The organism is Campylobacter sp. VBCF_01 NA2 (assembly GCF_027797205.1).
Classification (GTDB): domain Bacteria; phylum Campylobacterota; class Campylobacteria; order Campylobacterales; family Campylobacteraceae; genus Campylobacter_B.
In genome coordinates this window covers 861816-880524 of sequence record NZ_CP115607.1, presented here as the reverse complement: position 1 = coordinate 880524, position 18709 = coordinate 861816, and the positions used below count along the sequence as shown (strand labels likewise).

Annotated in this window: 18 protein-coding genes and 1 pseudogene; 11 read left to right on the top strand and 8 right to left on the bottom strand. The window is 42.9% G+C overall.

The features are described from left to right. Positions 1 to 9 precede the first annotated feature (9 nt). From hypB to hypA, 8 genes are all read left to right on the top strand, one after another. Positions 10 to 831 carry a hydrogenase nickel incorporation protein HypB gene (gene hypB, locus PF027_RS04565; RefSeq protein ID WP_270871785.1) on the top strand — a complete coding sequence of 274 codons (822 nt, stop codon included), beginning with the start codon at positions 10 to 12 and terminating at the stop codon, positions 829 to 831. Beyond that, complete coding sequence (locus PF027_RS04560; protein WP_270871786.1) at positions 831 to 1109, top strand: HypC/HybG/HupF family hydrogenase formation chaperone; 279 nt, start codon at positions 831 to 833, stop codon at positions 1107 to 1109. Before hypB ends, PF027_RS04560 begins: the two co-directional genes overlap by 1 nt. A 169-nt stretch (positions 1110 to 1278) precedes the next feature. Then, positions 1279 to 1794: a pyridoxamine 5'-phosphate oxidase family protein gene (locus PF027_RS04555; protein WP_270871787.1), complete on the top strand. Its 516-nt coding sequence runs from the start codon at positions 1279 to 1281 to the stop codon at positions 1792 to 1794. Positions 1795 to 1802: 8 nt separating this feature from the next. Continuing rightward, the gene (locus PF027_RS04550) at positions 1803 to 2174 is read left to right on the top strand and encodes an MmcQ/YjbR family DNA-binding protein (RefSeq protein ID WP_270871788.1); all 372 of its coding nucleotides are present in this window, start codon (positions 1803 to 1805) and stop codon (positions 2172 to 2174) included. A 2-nt stretch (positions 2175 to 2176) separates the two neighbouring features. Next, positions 2177 to 3274 (top strand): hydrogenase formation protein HypD, encoded by a 1098-nt coding sequence (gene hypD, locus PF027_RS04545; RefSeq protein WP_270871789.1) that lies wholly within the window; start codon positions 2177 to 2179, stop codon positions 3272 to 3274. Positions 3275 to 3355: 81 nt separating this feature from the next. Further along, positions 3356 to 4315, top strand: a complete 960-nt coding sequence (gene hypE, locus PF027_RS04540; protein WP_270877380.1) for a hydrogenase expression/formation protein HypE — start codon at positions 3356 to 3358, stop codon at positions 4313 to 4315. Positions 4316 to 4372: 57 nt separating this feature from the next. Continuing rightward, positions 4373 to 5077, top strand: a complete 705-nt coding sequence (locus PF027_RS04535) for a hypothetical protein (protein WP_270871791.1) — start codon at positions 4373 to 4375, stop codon at positions 5075 to 5077. A gap of 15 nt (positions 5078 to 5092) precedes the next feature. Then, a complete protein-coding gene (gene hypA, locus PF027_RS04530) occupies positions 5093 to 5434 on the top strand; it encodes a hydrogenase maturation nickel metallochaperone HypA (protein ID WP_270871792.1) in 342 nt (113 codons plus the stop codon). A gap of 231 nt (positions 5435 to 5665) precedes the next feature. Here hypA and PF027_RS04525 read toward each other — a convergent pair whose 3' ends face one another. The 3 genes from PF027_RS04525 to pta form a co-directional block, all read right to left on the bottom strand. Then, positions 5666 to 6241 carry a metallophosphoesterase gene (locus PF027_RS04525; RefSeq protein WP_270876203.1) on the bottom strand — a complete coding sequence of 192 codons (576 nt, stop codon included), beginning with the start codon at positions 6239 to 6241 and terminating at the stop codon, positions 5666 to 5668. A 133-nt stretch (positions 6242 to 6374) separates the two neighbouring features. Beyond that, the gene (locus PF027_RS04520) at positions 6375 to 7571 is read right to left on the bottom strand and encodes an acetate kinase (protein WP_270871794.1); all 1197 of its coding nucleotides are present in this window, start codon (positions 7569 to 7571) and stop codon (positions 6375 to 6377) included. After that, positions 7571 to 8971 carry a phosphate acetyltransferase gene (gene pta / locus PF027_RS04515; RefSeq protein WP_270871795.1) on the bottom strand — a complete coding sequence of 467 codons (1401 nt, stop codon included), beginning with the start codon at positions 8969 to 8971 and terminating at the stop codon, positions 7571 to 7573. The genes PF027_RS04520 and pta overlap by 1 nt, the downstream gene beginning before the upstream one ends. Before the next feature lie 232 nt (positions 8972 to 9203). Here pta and ispG point away from each other — a divergent pair, with 232 nt between their 5' ends. The 3 genes and pseudogenes from ispG to PF027_RS04500 all read left to right on the top strand — a co-directional run bounded on the left by ispG (position 9204) and on the right by PF027_RS04500 (position 13371). Then, positions 9204 to 10265: a flavodoxin-dependent (E)-4-hydroxy-3-methylbut-2-enyl-diphosphate synthase gene (ispG, locus tag PF027_RS04510; RefSeq protein ID WP_270871796.1), complete on the top strand. Its 1062-nt coding sequence runs from the start codon at positions 9204 to 9206 to the stop codon at positions 10263 to 10265. A gap of 49 nt (positions 10266 to 10314) precedes the next feature. Next, a pseudogene (locus tag PF027_RS04505) lies at positions 10315 to 11673 on the top strand (replicative DNA helicase); the annotation flags it as partial. A 462-nt stretch (positions 11674 to 12135) separates the two neighbouring features. Further along, positions 12136 to 13371 carry a multidrug effflux MFS transporter gene (locus PF027_RS04500; RefSeq protein WP_270866342.1) on the top strand — a complete coding sequence of 412 codons (1236 nt, stop codon included), beginning with the start codon at positions 12136 to 12138 and terminating at the stop codon, positions 13369 to 13371. Positions 13372 to 13552: 181 nt separating this feature from the next. Here PF027_RS04500 and PF027_RS04495 read toward each other — a convergent pair whose 3' ends face one another. The 5 genes from PF027_RS04495 to PF027_RS04475 all read right to left on the bottom strand — a co-directional run bounded on the left by PF027_RS04495 (position 13553) and on the right by PF027_RS04475 (position 18675). Next, on the bottom strand, positions 13553 to 14311 hold the full coding sequence (locus PF027_RS04495; RefSeq protein WP_270871798.1) for a septal ring lytic transglycosylase RlpA family protein: 759 nt from the start codon (positions 14309 to 14311) through the stop codon (positions 13553 to 13555). A gap of 14 nt (positions 14312 to 14325) precedes the next feature. After that, positions 14326 to 15378, bottom strand: coding sequence for a lytic transglycosylase domain-containing protein (locus PF027_RS04490; RefSeq protein WP_270871799.1), 1053 nt, complete (start codon positions 15376 to 15378; stop codon positions 14326 to 14328). Next, positions 15378 to 16169, bottom strand: a complete 792-nt coding sequence (locus PF027_RS04485; protein ID WP_270871800.1) for a TatD family hydrolase — start codon at positions 16167 to 16169, stop codon at positions 15378 to 15380. The genes PF027_RS04490 and PF027_RS04485 overlap by 1 nt, the downstream gene beginning before the upstream one ends. A 110-nt stretch (positions 16170 to 16279) precedes the next feature. Next, positions 16280 to 17800 (bottom strand): AAA family ATPase, encoded by a 1521-nt coding sequence (locus PF027_RS04480; RefSeq protein WP_270871801.1) that lies wholly within the window; start codon positions 17798 to 17800, stop codon positions 16280 to 16282. Next, the gene (locus PF027_RS04475; protein ID WP_270877214.1) at positions 17794 to 18675 is read right to left on the bottom strand and encodes an NAD(+) kinase; all 882 of its coding nucleotides are present in this window, start codon (positions 18673 to 18675) and stop codon (positions 17794 to 17796) included. The genes PF027_RS04480 and PF027_RS04475 overlap by 7 nt, the downstream gene beginning before the upstream one ends. Positions 18676 to 18709: the final 34 nt, after the last annotated feature.

Genomic DNA, 18709 nt, shown 5'->3' with positions numbered 1-18709 from the left:
GGATAAAAAATGTGTAAAGATTGCGGATGTTCTATCGCAGGACACACTTACAGCCACACGCACTCTGACGGAGTTACGCACACTCACGAGCATAACCACGCTCATGCTCACTCTCATGGAGAGGCGTACGAGCACGAGCACGGCGAAATTCACGGCGACCACGCACACCCTGTGCTAAATGATAAAAAAACCGTTGAAGTAATCACGAAAATTTTATCTGCAAATGACGCCGAAGCAGCGCATATCAGAGAGCATTTCGACGAGGACGGGATTTTGTGCGTAAATTTGATGAGTAGCCCAGGAAGTGGCAAAACAACGCTACTAGAAGCTACTATCAAAAGCGGTAAATTTAAAATCGGCGTAATCGAGGGCGATTTAGAAACCAATCGCGACGCCGATCGCGTATTGCAAGCAGGCGCGCGCGCTCATCAAATCACCACAGGACAAGCATGTCATTTAGACGCATTTATGGTGCATGAAGGGCTTCATCACCTCGATACCACTGGGCTTGATTTGGTTTTCATAGAAAATGTCGGAAATCTCGTCTGCCCTGCAAGCTACGATGTCGGCGCACACGCAAATGTCGTGCTTCTAAGCGTAACTGAGGGAAGCGACAAGGTCGCAAAATATCCTGTTATGTTTAGGGCTGCGGATTTGGTCGTGGTAACCAAACACTCGTTAATCGAGCATTTTGATTTTAGCGTCGAAGAGGTAGTCAAAGAGGTGCGAAAACTAAACCCAAAAGCAAGTGTTATTGCGCTTGATAGCAAAACAGGCGAGGGCGTGGATAAGTGGCTAAAATTTTTGGAATTTAAAAAGGAATTTAGATAATGTGCCTTTCAATCCCGTCAAAAGTGATTTCAATAGATGAAAATAATTTCGCGACCGTCGAAACGCTAGGTGTAAAGCGTGGCGTGAGCTTGGATCTGATTTCTGAGCCAGTTAGCGTTGGAGATTTCGTGCTTATTCATGTGGGCTTTGCGATGGAAAAAATCGACACAGCCGTCGCCTTAGAGAGCTTGAAAATTTACGAACAAATCGCCGAAGAGATGAATAGTGGCGAAATTTCGGCAGATGAGGGCGATATGGGGCTAGCGAATTTAAAATAAATTTCAAAATTCGCAAAAAAAAATTAAAAAATAAGGCGAAGTATTTTTAGATGATTTTTTGCGTTTTAGAGCGGTTGCGAGCGAGGCGCACTGGGCTGTGCGTCGCAGTGAAGCAAGCGCAAATAATCGCAAAAAAGCACTAAAAAGGCAAGCCGTGCAAAGGAAAAAAATGCGTAGAAAAGACAGAGAACTTTCAAATGAGGAAGCTTACAAAATCATTGATGATTGCGAATATGCCATAATTTCGTGCGTGAGAGATAATGGCGAGATTTTTTCGATTCCGCTTTCGATTGCTAGGGAAAATGATAGTATCTTTATCCACGGCGCACCCGAGGGGAGCAAGGCGGAGCTTTTTACGCAGGGCAGGAAAGTTAGCATTGTTTGCGTGAGCTACAATCAAGTCCCAGTCCTAAGCGATGCCGAATTTGAGGCTATTAAAGACAATACAAGCATGCTTGGCAAAAAGGCTTTCACCACAGAATACACCTCGGCAATCGCGCGAGCCAAAGCCTATGAGGTCGGCGATGAGCCTACTATGAAAAAGGCGATGAAACTACTTTGCGAAAAGTATTGCAAAGAGTATATGAGCGCCTTTGAAACAGCCATAAACGGGCAGTTTCATCGTATGAAAATTTATGAGTTTAAAATCCAAAGCGTGAGTGCAAAAGCCAAAAAAATCAAATAAGGCGCGCGGTGGAAGCAGAAGCACTAATCCAAGAAATCTGGCGCAGGTATCGCGCAAAGCCTGAGTATTTGTGGAAAAGTGCGCCGGGCTTTTGCGTTTTTCGCCACGAAAAAAACAAAAAATGGTTTGCCGTGCTGATGAAGGGCGTGAGCGTAAAAACTCTGGGCGTCGAACTCGGTGCGTTTGTGGGCGAGAAAACGCTTGATATTTTAAATTTGAAAATCGAGCCGAATTTGGGCGAAATTTTGCGCGACGGCAAGAGTGTCATAGAGGCGTATCACATGAACAAAAAGCATTGGATTAGCGTAGTATTTGGTGTTTGCGACGAGGCGACGACATACGATTTAATCGAAGAAAGTTATAAACTTACAAAGAAGTAAAAATGGATTTGATAAAAGATTTTAGAGATAAAAAGCTGATTTTAGGGCTTTCAGAAGCGATAAAGCAAAAAAGCACAAAGCCCATAAATATCATGGAAATTTGCGGCGGTCATACGCACAGCATTATGAAATTTGGTCTGCCAAATTTGGTTGGCGAAAATATAAACTTCGTGCATGGTCCGGGCTGTCCTGTGTGTGTAATGCCACGAACTCGCATTGATGAAGCAATCGCTCTTGCGTCGAGTGAGGGCGTGATTTTTTGCACTTTGGCTGATATGCTAAGAGTCCCCGGAAGCACCACGAGCCTACAAAAACTGCGTGCGGGTGGAGCCGATATACGCGCGCTGTATAGCCCGCTCGATGCCCTAAAAATCGCCGCTCAAAACCCTGATAAAAATGTCATTTTCTTTGCGATTGGCTTTGAGACGACTACGCCGATGAGTGCAGTTTTGGTTGATAAAGCGATAAATTTGGGGCTAAAAAATCTATTTTTTCACATAAATCATGTAACCGTCCCAGCCCCAGTAGAAGCCATTTTACAAGACAAAGACGCCAAAATCGATGCATTTTTAGGACCTAGCCATGTCAGCGTCATCACAGGAAGCAAAATTTACGAAAATATCGCCACAAAATACAAAAAACCAATCGCCGTGAGCGGTTTTGAGCCACTTGACATTATGGCTGGTGTGCTAAATTTGGTAACTCAGTTTGAAAATGGCACACACGAAGTCTATAACGAATACGACAGAGTAGTGAAAACGGATGGCAACAAAACTGCGTTAAATTTGATAGATAAATATTTTGAAATTTGCGATTTTTCGTGGCGTGGGCTTGGCGAAATCCCAAAAAGCGGTATGAAGCTAAAAGCCGAATTCGCCGAATTTGACGCGAGAGTAAAATTCGCTGAAATTTTGCAAAATTTAGAAAGTAAGGGCGAAAATAGGGCATGTATCTGTGGCGAGATACTGCGTGGCAAGGCGAAACCTTATGATTGCAAGGTTTTTGGCAAGGTCTGCACCCCGCAAAACCCGATAGGCTCGTGCATGGTAAGTAGTGAAGGCGCATGTGCTGCGTATTTCAAATACGCACGAAATTCATAAAATTTTGCGTAAAATTTTACAAAATAAGGATAAATTTTGAAAAAAACGATTTTGCTTAGCCACGGTGGTGGTGGCGAAGAGATGAATAAACTCATCAATGATACGATTTTTAGGGCGTTTGATAATGAAATTTTGCGTGAGTGCAACGACAGCGCGATTTTGCCAAATTTCGGTGGCGAGTTAGCTTTTACGACTGATTCGTATGTCGTTACGCCGATATTTTTTAGCGGTGGCGACATCGGTAAAATCGCAGTTTGTGGCACGATAAATGACCTTTGTATGGTCGGAGCTAAACCGCTTTTTATCAGTGTGGGTTTCATCATCGAAGAAGGGCTAGAATTTGCCGAATTTGAGCGAATTTTAGCTTCCATTGCCGACACAGCAAAGCAGTGTGGCGTAAAAATCGTCTGTGGCGATACTAAGGTCGTCCCGCACGGCAAATGCGACAAGATTTTCATAAACACCAGCGGAATAGGGCAAATCCTAGCACCAAACATAAAGGCGAAAAATATCAAAATCGGCGATAAAATCTTGCTTAGCGGAGATGTGGGCAGACACGGGGCTGTGATACTAGCTGCCAGAGATGAGCTTTCGCTTGAAAGTGAGCTTAAAAGCGACTGCAAACCGCTAAATGGAGTAGTAGGGGAGTTACTAGCAAGTGGCGTGAAAATAAGAGCCATGCGAGATGCTACGCGCGGTGGTTTGAGTGCAGTTTTGAACGAATTTGCCGAGATTTCTGGCAATGAAATTTTGGTTTTCGAAGAAAAAATCGCGCTGAGCGATGAAGTCGTGGGCGTGTGCGAGTTGCTAGGTTTCGAGCCTTACGAACTGGCGAACGAAGGCACTTTTGTCGCAGTCGTTGCCAACGGCGATGAAGCAAAAGCATTAGAAGTGTTGCGTAAATTTGATAAAAACGCCGAAATCATCGGCGAAGTAACAGGCACGGCAAAATCGCAAAATAGGGTGATAATCCAAAATGCGTATGGCTCAGGGCGATTTTTGGAGCTTCCAAAGGGTGAGCTTTTGCCTAGGATTTGCTGAAATTTAAAATTCAGTATCAAACGATACTGACCGAACAGCAAAAACAAAAGGATAAATTTGGAAAACGAAAATTTAGAAAATAAACCAAATGTCAAAAAATCAAATTTGCGAGATTATGATGAAAATCCGATTGTTATAAGAGATTTTATAAAAGAAATTTCATTTTATATGTTTTTTCCCGCCATTTTTGATTTAATTTTAACAAAGATACTTTTTGATAAGGGGATTATTACCTTTATGACCACAAAGACAATTTATAGCGAATTTAACAACAATATAATCTTTATTTCGTCAATTATTGCGACAATAATACTGGCTATTTGGTTCAAAAAACGCATAGGCACGAACGACGATGAATTTAAATTTTTTAACTCTAAAATCGCTCTAAATAATGTTGTATCCATAGAAACAAATTCACTAAAAGAGGCAAATTTTATTATCGATAAAAGGACGATGTTGCTGCCTATTTTTTTGGCGGTAGTGATTTTTTCTTTATTTGTGGGTGCGATAAATATGGCATACGCTTTTAGCAGTTTAATCATAGTGATTTACTGCCCGTTCATGATACTTTCTATCATCAGAAATGGGTCGCTTGGCAGTCTATTTTCGTTTAGTTTTTTAGCTATAAAAACCAAGCATGGCGAAAAAATTATACCTATAATCACAAAAAAAGATAAAGATGATTTGAGAAAATATTTTTTAGAAGTTGCAGGCGTTGATATTGAGAAAAAAATCAATTATTTGATGATAAAAACATTTTAATAAAATGGAGATAATATGCACGAAATGTCGATAGTGCAGAGCTTAGTGGAGCTTTGCGAGAAAAATTTAAACGCAAATGGTGGCGGAGAAATCAAAGAAATCGTAGTCAAAGTAGGCAGGCTTAGTGGCGTGGAAGCGCATTATTTGCAAAGCTGCTACGATGTGTTTAGGCAGGGCACGGTCTGCGAAAATGCCGAGCTAAAAATCCATATCCAAGATGTCGTTATAGAGTGCGAAAAGTGTGGCTACAACGGCGTTTTGGAGCAAAACAACTTCATCTGCCCAAAATGCGGGAGCAGAAATTTAAAAGTAACCGACGGCGAAGATTTGTATCTAATGCAACTTGTGATTGAGTAGGTGCGCTATGGATTTAAACGAATTTGAGAATTGCAAAATTTATATTGACGGCGAATATAGCGATTTTTGGATTATCGAAAAGATGATGCGTTTTATTTTAAGAAGCTTTGAATTTTGAGCGAAGTTAATTTCTGCGCCGAATTTAGAAAATTCACGCAAATTTAAAATTTGTCAAATTTCGGCACAGTATTCCAAACCATGCCAAAAACCCAAACCGCACTAAAAATCCCATTACTCTTCGTTCTCTTCGTCGCTAGAATTATGTATAAACCCGCTAAAATCCAGCTTCTCAGCCATTTTTAAAATTTCTTTAAATTCCAAAAATCTGCCGTTATAATCATAGCAAACATTTATCGCGCGCCCTTTTAGCGGTGGGGTTTTGTCATGCACATGGCCGTATAAATGCACCGAGCCATAATGCGCGCCGTTCCACTCCAAAATCGGGTAGTGAAATAGCACGAAGCCCTTTTTTACGCCTGGGGCTTTGAAATATTTATAATCGCAAATTTCATCGAAATAGCCCTGCAAATCGGTGTTTGCGATGATTTGTTTGTCATGATTGCCCAAAATCAGCCTATGAGAGCCGTTTAACCGCTCTAAAATCCGCGCTGTTTTGGTGCTGTCTTTGTGAAATGAGAGATCACCTAGATTATAGACGATGTCATCATCGCTCACAGTGTCGTTCCACAGGGCGATTAGATACTCGTCCATTTCGGCTACGCTATTAAAATTTCGGTATTTTGGGCTGTATTTCATAATGTTTTCGTGTCCGAAATGCAAATCGCTAATAAAATAAATTTTACTCATTTTAAACCCTTAAATTCGGTGAAATTTTAAATTTTGTGTGGAAGTGAAATTTTAAAATTTAAGCGCGTATTGTAGCGTAAATTTTGAAAAATAGGCAAATTTTAGGCGATTTCTCGCCTAAAATTTACGGAATTTAAGCTAAATTCTTAGCTTTTAGCACCTCGACTACTTGCTCGGCGATCGCTAACTCTTCGTTTGTAGGGATAATTAGAGTTTTGATTTTTGCCTCGCTCGTGCTTAGATCGCGGTTGATTTTTCTGCGGATATTGTTTTCAGCCTTGTCGATTGCGATACCAAAATGCGCTAGCTTCTCGCAAACTCTCTCGCGCAAGATATTTGCGTTTTCTCCGATACCGCCAGTAAAGATGATAGCGTCGATTTTGCCAAGCACTGCGTAGTATGCGCCTACGAGTTTGACGATTTGATAGACTAGCATATCATAGGCGAGTTTTGCTTTTTCGTCGCCTGCTTCCATCATTTCCTCGACTTTGCGCAAGTCGCTAGTGCCACAAATGCCCAAAAGTCCGCTTTTTTTATTCATTATCGCGTCCATTTCTTGTGCGCCATGACCTGCCACGCGCTCCATATACGCGATAATCGCAGGATCTATCGAACCACACCTAGTGCCCATCATAAGGCCTTCGAGTGGAGTCATACCCATTGAAGTATCGACACATTTGCCATTTTTGATAGCGGTGATACTAGAACCATTTCCAAGGTGAAGCGTAATGCAGTTAAATTTATCATAATCCACGCCTAAAAATTCAGCCGCTGTGCGCGATACATACCAGTGAGAAGTGCCGTGTGCGCCGTATCTGCGGACTTTGTTTTTCTCGTAGAATTCATACGGAAGCGCATACATATATGCTTCGCGCGGCATGCTTTGGTGAAATGTAGTGTCAAAAACAGCCACATTTGGGGTTTTTGACGCGCTCATACATGATTTGATTCCGGCAACTGCTGCTGGGTTGTGAAGAGGGGCAAGCGGGCAAAGCTCTTCGATTTTGGCTAGCACATCGCTATCTACGAAGGCTGCTTTGTCGAAATAATCAGCGCCTTGGACGATTCTGTGTCCGATACCTTCGATATCGTTGATGTCTTTTAGCGTGCCACTTTCTTTTAGCAAGCGATACATTATCTCAATGCCTTCTTCGTGCGATTTAATCGGCTCTTTGACCTCTTTTTCAAACTCGCCTGCCTCGATTTTGGCTTTTGAGTGCTCTGAGCCAATCTCTTCGATGACGCCACTTGCAAGGCAAGTTTTAGTGTCCATATCTTGGAATTTAAATTTGATTGAACTGCTACCTGAGTTTATGACTAAAATTTCCATTAATTTACTCCTGCTTGAATTGCGCTAATAAGCACTGTATTTACGATATCCTCGACCTTGCAACCCCTGCTTAAATCATTAACTGGTTTTTTAAGACCTTGCAAGATTGGGCCGATTGCTACTGCGCCAGATGTGCGTTGGACTGCCTTGTAGCCGATATTTCCTGCATTTAAATCAGGGAAAACAAAGACATTTGCCTTGCCAGCTACTGCTGAGCCTGGGGCCTTTTTGCTTGCGGTTGTAGGGTCGAACGCTGCGTCGAATTGCAATGGTCCATCGACTGCTAAATCAGGGGCTAGCTCGCCAACTAGTTTGGTGGCTTCTTCGACGATTTCTACACTTGGTCCTGTTCCACTTCCTTTGGTAGAGTAGCTTAGCATAGCTACGCGTGGTTCTAGACCAAATGCGCGCGCAGTATTTGCCGAGCTAATCGCGATACTTGCAAGGGCGTTTGCGTCTGGGTTTGGCACGACGGCGCAGTCTGCGAAAATCACGATTTGGCTATCTAGGCACATGATAAATGAGCCACTTACAGTGCTTACGCCTGGCATTGTTTTGATTGTTTGTAGTGCTGGGCGGATAGTCTCGGCTGTGGTCGTGCTAGCGCCACTAACCATAGCGTCTGCCTTGCCACTATAAACTAGCATAGTGCCGAAAAATGTGCGATCTCGCACTAATTTTTGCGCTTTTTCTAGCTCCATACCTTTGGCTTTGCGAAGCTCGTAAAGTGTGTTTGCAAACTCATCAGAGAATTCGTTGTTTGCTGGGTTTATGATTTTAACGCCGTCTAAATTCAGCCCTAAATTTCCAGCTTTTGCCTTAATTTCTGCCTCATCGCCAAGCAAGACTAAATTTACCGCGCCACTTTTTAGCAAAATTTCGCTAGCGCGCAAAATTCTCTCATCATCGGCCTCAGGTAGGACGACTGATTTTTTGTTTGCAGCTGCTTTGGCATAAAGTGTGCTTTCAAATCTCACTGGGGTTAGAATTTCGCATTTTGCGCCATTTAGCGCCTCGCCTAGGCAATCAGCGCAGACATCTTTTGTGGTGAAGCGCAAAACTTGTGCGCCACATTTTTTGGCGAAATTCTCGGCGATTTTCGCCTTGCTCTCGTTCGTATATAGTCCTACCACAGGCAGAGCCAAATCCTTGCTAAGGCCGAAATTTAGCACCTCATCGAAGCCTTTTGCGCCATAGACGATTACGCATTTTGCGTTTTTTGAGACTGCGTCAAATTTGTCTATTGCCATTTTTGAGATTTGTGCAATCTCGCCTTTTTCTAAAAGCGATATGATTTCGCTCTCGCTCGCCACATCTGGGACGATATTTAGCGCCACAGCGCCGTCAAATTTGGCTGTGACATCGCGCACATCGTCGCCTAAAACAAAAAATGCGTTCATAAGCAATCCTTATAAAAAAATTAAAAAAACACTTGCATTTTATCATATTAAAGTTGGTATTTGTTTTAAATTTGGCAAATTTGGGTGAAATAAAATTTCATTTTGTTTTTTGCAAATTTTGGGTGCGATAATACTTGCCCTGCAATGACAGATTTTATAAATTTGCAAAATTTAAACCACATTTTGATACAATCTCGCACGCTAAATTTTAAAATTCAAGGCAAATTTACAAATGAGATACAAAACAAAACAGATAAAAGTGGGCTCTGTTGCTATCGGTGGGGACGCGCCGATTTCGGTGCAGTCGATGACATTTTCGAAGACAAAAGATATAAATGGCACACTTGCGCAAATCAATCGCCTTTATTTTGCGGGGGCTGATTTGGTGCGATGTGCCGTGCTAGATCATGACGACGCAAAGGCTTTGGCAGAGATAAAGAAAAATTCGCCCTTGCCGATAGTCGCGGATATTCATTTTAACTATCGCTTGGCACTTGAAGTCGCCCCTTTTGTCGATGCGATTCGCATAAATCCGGGCAATATCGGCGGAAAAGAGAGAATAAAAGAAGTGGTAAAAGCGTGTAAAGAGCGAAATTTGCCGATTCGCATAGGTGTAAATTCGGGCTCACTCGAAGAGCAGTTTGAAGCCAAATTTGGCAGAACCCCACAAGGCATGATCCAAAGTGCGCTTTATAATTTCAAATTGCTCGAAGACTTTGATTTTACCGACATTGCGATTTCGCTAAAAAGCTCCGATGTGCCCCGCACGATTGAAGCGTATCGCACACTTCGTCCGCTTTGCGAGTATCCGTTTCACTTAGGCGTTACAGAGGCCGGGACGACCTTCCACGCGACGATAAAAAGCGCAATCGCGCTTGGAACGCTTTTATTAGAAGGTATCGGCGATACGATGAGAGTTTCGATCACGGGCGAACTCGAAGAAGAAATCAAAGTCGCCAAAGCGATACTCCAAGACGCCGGAGTGCAAAAAAGTGGCATAAATATCATCTCGTGTCCTACTTGTGGGCGTTTGCAGAGCGATTTAGTCCGTGCGATTAAAATCGTAGAAGAGCGCACGAAGCACATAAAAGCACCTTTAAATATCTCTGTCATGGGGTGCGTGGTAAATGCGCTTGGCGAAGCAAAGGGCGCAGATGTCGCTATCGCCTTTGGCAAGGGAAATGGTCTAGTAATTCGCCATGGCGAAATAGTAGCAAAGCTAAAAGAGAGCGAGTTAGTGGAGAGATTTTTGAGCGAAGTAGAGGACGAAGTGAAGCGCTACGAAGAGCGCTAAATTTTGGCAAATTTAATGAAATTTAATCAAATTTAATCAAGGCAAATTTATGGAAGTAGCTGCAAATTTATATGATTTGGATATGGAAAGAGCGATTTTAAGCGCGCTCATACAAGACGACGAGGCATACAGCGAAATCGGCGATATGATTGGCGTGGGGGACTTTTATTTCAAGCCACACGCCGATGTTTATGAGGCTATCACGAAGTGCGTGGCGCATGATGAGCCTATCGCGCCTAGTTTTATCAAAAAATGGCTAGAAGGCAGGTATAACGAGCAAATTTTCGCCGAAATTTTAGCCACGAGCGGACTAATCGACGCGCGAAAATACGCAAACGAACTAAAAGAAAAATCTATCAAACGCGGGCTAAATTCTATCGCGCACAGGACGCCTACTATCGTAAATGAAACCCAAAAAGCCAAAGAAGCCGCCGATAAAATCAGCGCAGAAATCTACAAACTAATCGACGAGGAAAAGCACGGCGGGGTCAAAACCAGCCCCGAAATCATCACCGAAGTCGTCAGCGAGCTACGCAAACAAAAAGAACAAGCAGGCTCTGAGCTAGTGGGGCTTGACACGGGCTTTACATACCTTAATAAATTTACCAAAGGCTACAAACCAGGCGAGCTTATCATCATCGCTGCGCGCCCAGGTATGGGAAAGACAGCCTTCGTGCTAAACTCCATGCTAAAAACGCTCGAAAAGGGCAAGGGCGTGGTGTTTTTCTCGCTGGAAATGCCAGCCGTGCAGATTATGTATAGAATGCTAAGTATCGGAAGCTCTGTGCCACTAAATTCGATTTTAAGCGCGACGCTAAGCGATGATGATTGGAGCAGGTTTAATGCCGAGTGTGAGCGTATGATGGATTTGCCACTTTTCGTCTATGATAGCGGTCATGTCAATATCCAGCAGGTGCGCACCCAAATGCGCAAACTCAAAGCCGCGCACGAAAATATCGAGCTTTGCGTGGTGGATTATATAGGTTTGATGACTAGCACGAGCAATTTTAGCGAAAGGCATTTGCAAATCGCCGAAATTTCGCGCGGATTAAAGCTACTTGCGCGCGAGCTAAACATACCGATTATCGCGCTTTCTCAGCTCAATCGTGGCGTGGAGCTTAGATCGGATAAACGCCCGCAAATGGCGGATTTGCGCGAGAGTGGGGCGATCGAGCAGGACGCGGATATTATACTTTTTGTTTATCGCGATGAGGTCTATAAAGAAAGGGCGTATCGTGAGAAAAGAGCTGCGCTGGAAATGGCAGGCAAAGATCCGAGCGAGATCGAGGAATTTAAGCGAAATGAGCTAGAAGAAAAGGCTGAAATCATCATTGGTAAAAACCGCTCAGGCGAAGCAGGGCGCACGATAGAGGTCGCATTTCAGGGGCCTTATACGCGTTTTGTGGATTTGGTGAGCTTCGGTGGTGCGCCAATGGAGAGTAGCGAGTTTGAAATGACGCCTGATATGACGCCAGATTTTGCCGAAGCAATGCCAATGGTGGGCGAAATTTCGCTAGAAAATGGGGCAGGTGCGCCAAATACTGCGCCCGAATTTGCGCCAAATTTTGCGCCTCAGGGCGTGGGAGATAGTGCGTCAAATTTTGCGCAAGAAAGCGAAAGCGGGGAATTTATCGAAACTGGGGCAGATGAGATTATGCAAAGCGTAGATGTGCCAAGCCAAAGCGTAGATATCGAAAGCTTCGCAATCCCTGATACAAATATGGCAAATGTCCTAAAACAGGGCGCATATACGCAAAATCAAAGTCAAGGCGAAGAGCTTTTTGGCGATGAAAATGCGAGCGAAAACGACGAAAACCCTGTGGATATTTAGGGGCAAAATTTAGCTAAATTTTGAAATTTAAGGAATTTGATGTTTGAAAAAATCGGCGAATTTTTAAATTCACCCAAAATCGCAAAACCATATTTAATCATAGTTTTAGCCTATATGTCGGCTGTGGCGCCACTTTCGACGGATATGTATCTGCCAGCGCTCAAAAATGTCCAAACCAGCTTTGAGACGAGTGAATTTTACACTCAGCTCTCAATCAGCGCGTTTTTTGTGGCATTTGCGCTAGGTCAGCTAATCTATGGCCCACTAAGCGACATTTATGGTCGCAGAAAACCCCTGCTAGCGGGCGTTGCGCTATTTATCGTGGCGAGTATTTTATGCGCTAATACCCAAAATATCTACGCTTTTATATTTTTTAGATTTGTTCAAGCCCTTGGCGGGTGCGCTGGCGTGGTGATTGCGCGCGCTGTGATAAATGATAAATTTGACACCGCTCAGGGCGCGTCGGTTTTGGCGCTGATGATGATAGTAGGCTCCATAGCGCCTATGCTAGCGCCCACATTTGGGGCATTTATACTAGATTTTGGCGGGTGGAGAGTAATATTTGGCACGCTTTTTGTGCTTGGAATAATTTTATTTTGTATGATATTTTTAGGGCTTAGGGAGAGCGCGATTATCGACAAGAGCCTAAAACTGGGCTTCAAGCCCGTTTTTATAAACTACGCTAGAATTTTACAAAATCGCAAATTTTTCATTTTTACGCTTTCGTCTGCGCTTACAATGGCTGCGATGTTTGCCTATATCACGGGCTCTGCGTTTGTTTTTAAGGAGCATTTTGGGCTAAGTAGCAAGGAATTTGGGCTGATTTTTGGCGTAAATGCGCTGTCGATGACGATTTTTTCGGCGATAAATGCCAAAATCGTGCAAAAAATCTCGCCTTTTGTGATTTTGCAATTTGCCTTTTTAGCAATGATTGTGGGGGCTTTGTGCTTGCTTGGGTGCGGGCTTTTGGGGCTTGGATTTTGGGCATTTGAGGTTTGCCTTTTTTTCACGCTGGGTATGAAGGGGCTCATAATCCCAAATGCCGTGGTGCTTGCCATGGCGCGCTTTAAGGGCAAATCAGGCTCTGCCTCAGCCGTGCTAGGCGCGGTGCAAATGGCGGTAGCTGGACTAATCGCCGCAATCGTGGGAGCTGCCGGTGCAAATCACCCATTTTCGCTAGCTGTGGTAATGGCGATTTGCATTTTCCTAGGATACGGCGTATATCTGTGCGCGAATAAAAAATTCACTAAAAATTTAAAGCGCAAATTTAGCTAAATTCGCAGAATTTTAAAATTTTATGAAATTTTGCCAAAACACTGTGCCGAAATTTTAAATTTATAGATTGTTTTCGGGGCAGTGTTTTGAAGTTGCGTTAGCGTGTGAAAAAATGAAATCAAAAATTTGGATAAATTTAACCAAATTTAGGCGAAATTTCGCCTAAATTTAGCCATAAATTTTATTCACGCACAAAAAATGCGTTTTGAAGTGAGCCACTGGCGATGAAATCGCGCGCCTCGCTCTCGCTTTTAAATCCGCTTAAAAATACCCTATAAATCGGCGCGCCGTCTAGGTCGAACTCGCGCATTACGCTAGGATATCCGTGCAGAGCATCATTTTCTCGCGTGAAGCGTGCTGCGCCAGCTTGGTTTCTAAACGCTCCGATTTGCACCATAAAATTTCCGCCCACGATTGTCGCATTTGGCGCGCCTTTTTTGATAGTTTGACCATAAAATCCCACGACTTCGAGCTTCACAGGAGCTGTGCCTTTGGCGAAGACGCCGACTTTATTAGCTGCGCTTTTGCTAAGGTCGATTACGCGCCCGCTCACAAATGGCCCGCGGTCGTTTATGCGCACGGTCGTGCTTGCGCCAGTGTCGCGGTTGGTGACCTTGACCATGGTGTTCATTGGGTAGGTTTTGTGCGCGGCGGTCATGGCGTTCATATCGTAAATCTCGCCATTGCTTGTCTTTTTGCCGTTAAAGCCCGGTCCATACCAGCTAGCAATACCACTTTGTGTATCGCCGATACTAACCTGCTCGGGATAGTAGGTTTTGCCATTTATCTTGTAAGGGCGCATGGTTGCAGGCGAGTTTTTGCCGATTTTAGGGGCTTTTGAGCCTGAACTAGATGACGGATAATTTCTGTGTGATGAAAAACACCCAGCAAAAATTAGCGCGACAAGCGCGCTAAAAATTATTGATTTTTTAAAATGCAAAATTTACTCCGAATTTAAAATTTGAGATCAAACGCCATTGCGACTGTGCGGATTTTTTCGTCAGTTTTAGAGGCAAATGTCGGAGTGGTTTTTTCGATCTGTTCGATCTTGATCATATGCTCATGCTGAGGCTTAAATTTCGCAAAACTTAGCTTTGGACGATTTTTGATAAGGTTTGGTTCATACGCCTGAAAATCGCCTCTACTTAGGACAAATTCTGTATATTTGCTCTCTGGGATATAGAAAAAATACTTGCCGTTGCTAGGCGATACGCCGTTTGTAATGTGTGCATTGTAGCTATTCATTTGGGTTTGCGAAATGCCGATTTGTTTGGCGATTGCGCTTAGCTTCGTGCCTGGGGCTACGGCAATGCGTTTTAACGCCCATGGCTCGTTTTCAAATCTTAGCACCTTTTGCATACTATCGCTTTGGGCGATGTAGGCGAATTTGATAATGCGTTTGATGAAATTTTTGGTCTCTTTTGGCACTGCATTGCTAGAAAGTAGGGTGCCTAAATCATCGTTTCCAGCCGCTTTTATGGCTCTGTTCATACAGCCTTCGCCACAATTATATGCCATGAGAGCAGTGTACCATTTGCCGAAATTTTGTCTTAAATGCAAAATATACGAAAACGCAGCGTCCGTCGAGGCTGCGGGATCTCTACGCTCATCTACATGCGTATCTATGCGCAGGCCGAAATTTTTGGCAGTTGTGGGCATGAGTTGCCACATACCGCCTGCTTTGGCGTGCGAAGTAACGGTGTTTTTGAGGTGAGATTCTACCATAGCAAGGTAGAGCAAAAACTCAGGCGCTTCAATGCTTTCGATTTCGGTTTTTACCAAAAAGGCATTGTGAGCTTGTGAAGTGATGATGTCTTTGAATAATTTTTTATCCGAAGAATCGATAGAGCGGTAAATGTCAGCGACGACTTTTTGGCTTGAAAGGTTGTTTTCTATGCCAAATTCGTTCATAATGTAGTCGTGATTTACCCGTGAAATTTTTGACTGGCTAGCGTGCGCAAAACCTGCGAAAATTAGCATCAAAAAAATGATTTTAATGACTCTCATTAATCTCCTTTAATTTGATTTGCAAAAAGTCTGTAAGCATTTTGCGTAGTGATACTTTTAATCAATTCTACATCTTTATCCAAAATTTCGGCTATCTTATCTACGACAAGGCTCGTGAAGGCTGGCTCGTTGCGCTCGCCTCTGTGAGGGTGCGGAGTAAGATATGGCGCGTCTGTTTCGACGACGATTTTATCAAGTGGAAGTTTTGGTAAAATTTCGACTAAATTTTTTGCGTTTTTAAATGTCAAAACACCGCCGATTCCAAAATAAAATCCAAATTCGCTTAAATTTGCGAGTAGTGGGCTTGCATTGTAGCAGTGCAAAACACCGCCATTTAGCCCATTTGCGTGAGTTTTTAAAATTCGATAAGCATCTTCGTTTGCATCTCTAATATGCACGATTAGTGGTAAATTTAGCTCTTTGGCAAGCTCAATTTGTGCCAAAAAAATCTCTTTTTGGCGTGCTTTTTCGCTAGATTTTTCCTCGTCGCTAAGGCCATTTAAGCGATAATAATCCAAACCGCACTCGCCCACACCCACGCATTTTGAGTCGTTTGCGAACTCTTTTAGCGTATTAATGTCAAATTCATCTATTTCATAAGGATGCACGCCCACAGCGAAGAATACATTTGCATAAGTGTGAGAAATCTCCCTAGCGCGCGCTAAATCCGACATACTAGCACCAGGGATGACGATAGTGCCGACATCGTGCTCGCCTGCTCTTTGAACTACGGCGTCAAGGTCGCTAAAATAGCTACTATCATCTAAATGGCAATGTGTATCAATAATCATAAAACTCACTTAAAAATTTATAAACAAAACATTTTACGCCAAAATAGCCAAATTAAAATTAAACAAAGATTAAATATACCAAACTAGTTTCATTTTTGGCTTAAATTTAGCTAATTTTTTAGCTTTTTGGCGAATTCTAATGCTTCCTTGCTTATCGTCTCTCCGCTAATCATTCTGGCTAGTTCTGTGATTTTTTCGCTTTCATTTAGCAGTTTTACGCTCGAAATTTCGCCATTTTTGGTGATTAAAAAGTGCGAGTGAGCTTTGGAGCTGAGTTGCGGCTGGTGCGAGATAGCGAAAATTTGGTAAAATTTCGAGATTTTTTCTAGCACGGTTGCAATACTCATCGCCTCTTTTCCGCTTAAATTCGAATCAATCTCATCTAAGATTAAAATCCCGCTTCCTTGATTTGTAATCTCCAAATTTGCCCCGATGAAGGCGAGGCGCAGGCGGTTTGTCTCGCCTGAGCTTAAATTTTTAAATTCGGTATTATTTAGCATTACGCGCACTTCGTCGCTGCCGTTTGCTTCCAAGCTCTGCTCTAAAAATTCCAGCCTCACGCTAGGCATATACAAATCGCCCAAATAGCGATTTATCAGGCTTTCTAGCGCGTTTTTACTTGCTTTTCGTTTCGCGCTGATAAGAGTAGCTAAATTTGAAATTTCCAAATTTAGCGCGCCAAATTTCGCGCTTAAATCCCTTTTTTCGAAGCTGATTTGCTCGTAGTGCGCAAGCTCTATTTTGCGCCTTTCAAGCGTGTCAAGCGCGCCGGCAATGTCGCCGTAGCGTTTGTTTAGGCCTGAAAGCGCTTCTAGTCTGTTTAACACTGCCTCGATATCGATTTCACCTAGTTCGTCTAGGTTTAAGCTTTCCATTTTTACGCGCAGTTCGTTCATGCTATCCTCGAAAAACGCGCTATCCATTTCACTTAGATTTAGCGCTTCTATCACGCTTCGCTCAAATTCGAAAATCCCCTCAGCTCTCGCCCAAAGTTCTTCGATTTTATCCTTTTTGCTAAGCTTTTTTTTGACTGCTAAAAGCTCTTCGTATTCGCCGATTTTAGGCGAAATTTGCTCGATTTTTTCGATTTCAAATTTGGCAAATTCTTTAAGTTCTTCGATTTTATTTTCTTCTTCTTCGATTTTTTTAAGCTCTTTTTGCACTCTTAAAAATTCGCTAAATTTAGCCCTAAAATTCGCCAAATTTGCGCCATGAGCGCTATCGTTTTTACAAATCATAAAATCAAGCAACTCCAAAAGCGAGGCAGAGTTTATTTCATCGGCATTTTTTGCGCCTAGAAATTTCACATATTCGCCCGCGATTTTGGTCAAATTTTTCTTTGAAATTAGTTGCGAGTTTATGAAATACCGCACGGATTTATCCCGCAAAATGCGGAAATTATTCGGCGTTTCGTTTTCTATGCCAAACTCATCAAGCCCAAATTTGTGGCTAATGTCGGCTTCGATGATCTTTGCTTCTGCTTCCCTTAGCCCAAACACAGCCAAAATTGCGTTCATTAGCACAGATTTTCCAGCACCGCTCACACCAGTAAATACGCTAAGCCCTGGGGCGAAATTTAGCTCGATTTCGTTGAAGCTAAGGTGATTTTTGATATACACTCTCTCTAACATCCAGCATGTCCCCAGCGCAATTTTTCCTTCAAAACCGCGAAATAATCGTATGAGCTAGCGCGGATTATTTGGGATTTGTGTTTTGAAATTTTTACTTCCACGCTTTTGAATTCGTCCATATTGTAAAAATTTTGTCCGTCGATGACTACGCAAAGCTCGGAATTTCCGCTATTTTTGAAGCCTAGTTTGTATCTTTTTGGCAAAATTAGTGGGCGTTGGGTCAGGCTGTGAGAGCAAATCGGCGTTATAGCGAAAACTTCGCAAAGCGGGTAGATTATCGCGCCATTTGCGCTCATATTATACGCCGTCGAGCCCGCTGGCGAGCTGATTATGACGCCGTCTCCATAGTATGTGTTAAAATGCGTATCGTCCAAAAACGCGTCGATTTTCGCCATTGACGAGATATGAGAGCGCGTGATAACCATATCGTTAAATGCGCTGATTTCGAGTTTCTCGCCGTTTTTGCGCTCCAAGCTTACGCTCAAAACTGGCAGTTTATCTAGCCTAAATTTCCCAGCCATAAATTCACGCCAAAATGCGTTAAATTCGCTATTTTTAATGTCTGTTAAAAAGCCAAGCGTGCCAGCATTTACACCTATTATATATGCGCCTTTTTTTAGCACGCTTCTAGCCACGCCAATTAGCGTGCCGTCCCCTCCAAGGCTGATTAAAACTTTGGTGCGAGATAAAATCTCATCTATGCTAAATCCAGTTTTGCCAAAATACTGCGCGCAGGTTTTTTCGCATAAAATTTCAATGCTCCCCAAGCGCAAAATTTTAGAAATTTCCTCCATAATAGGCAAAATTCCCGCCTCTGTTTTGGCGATGATTCCGACAAATTTTAAATTTTTTTGTAATGCGATTAAATTTTCCATGGCGCGATTTTATAAAAAATTAGCTTTGTAAAAG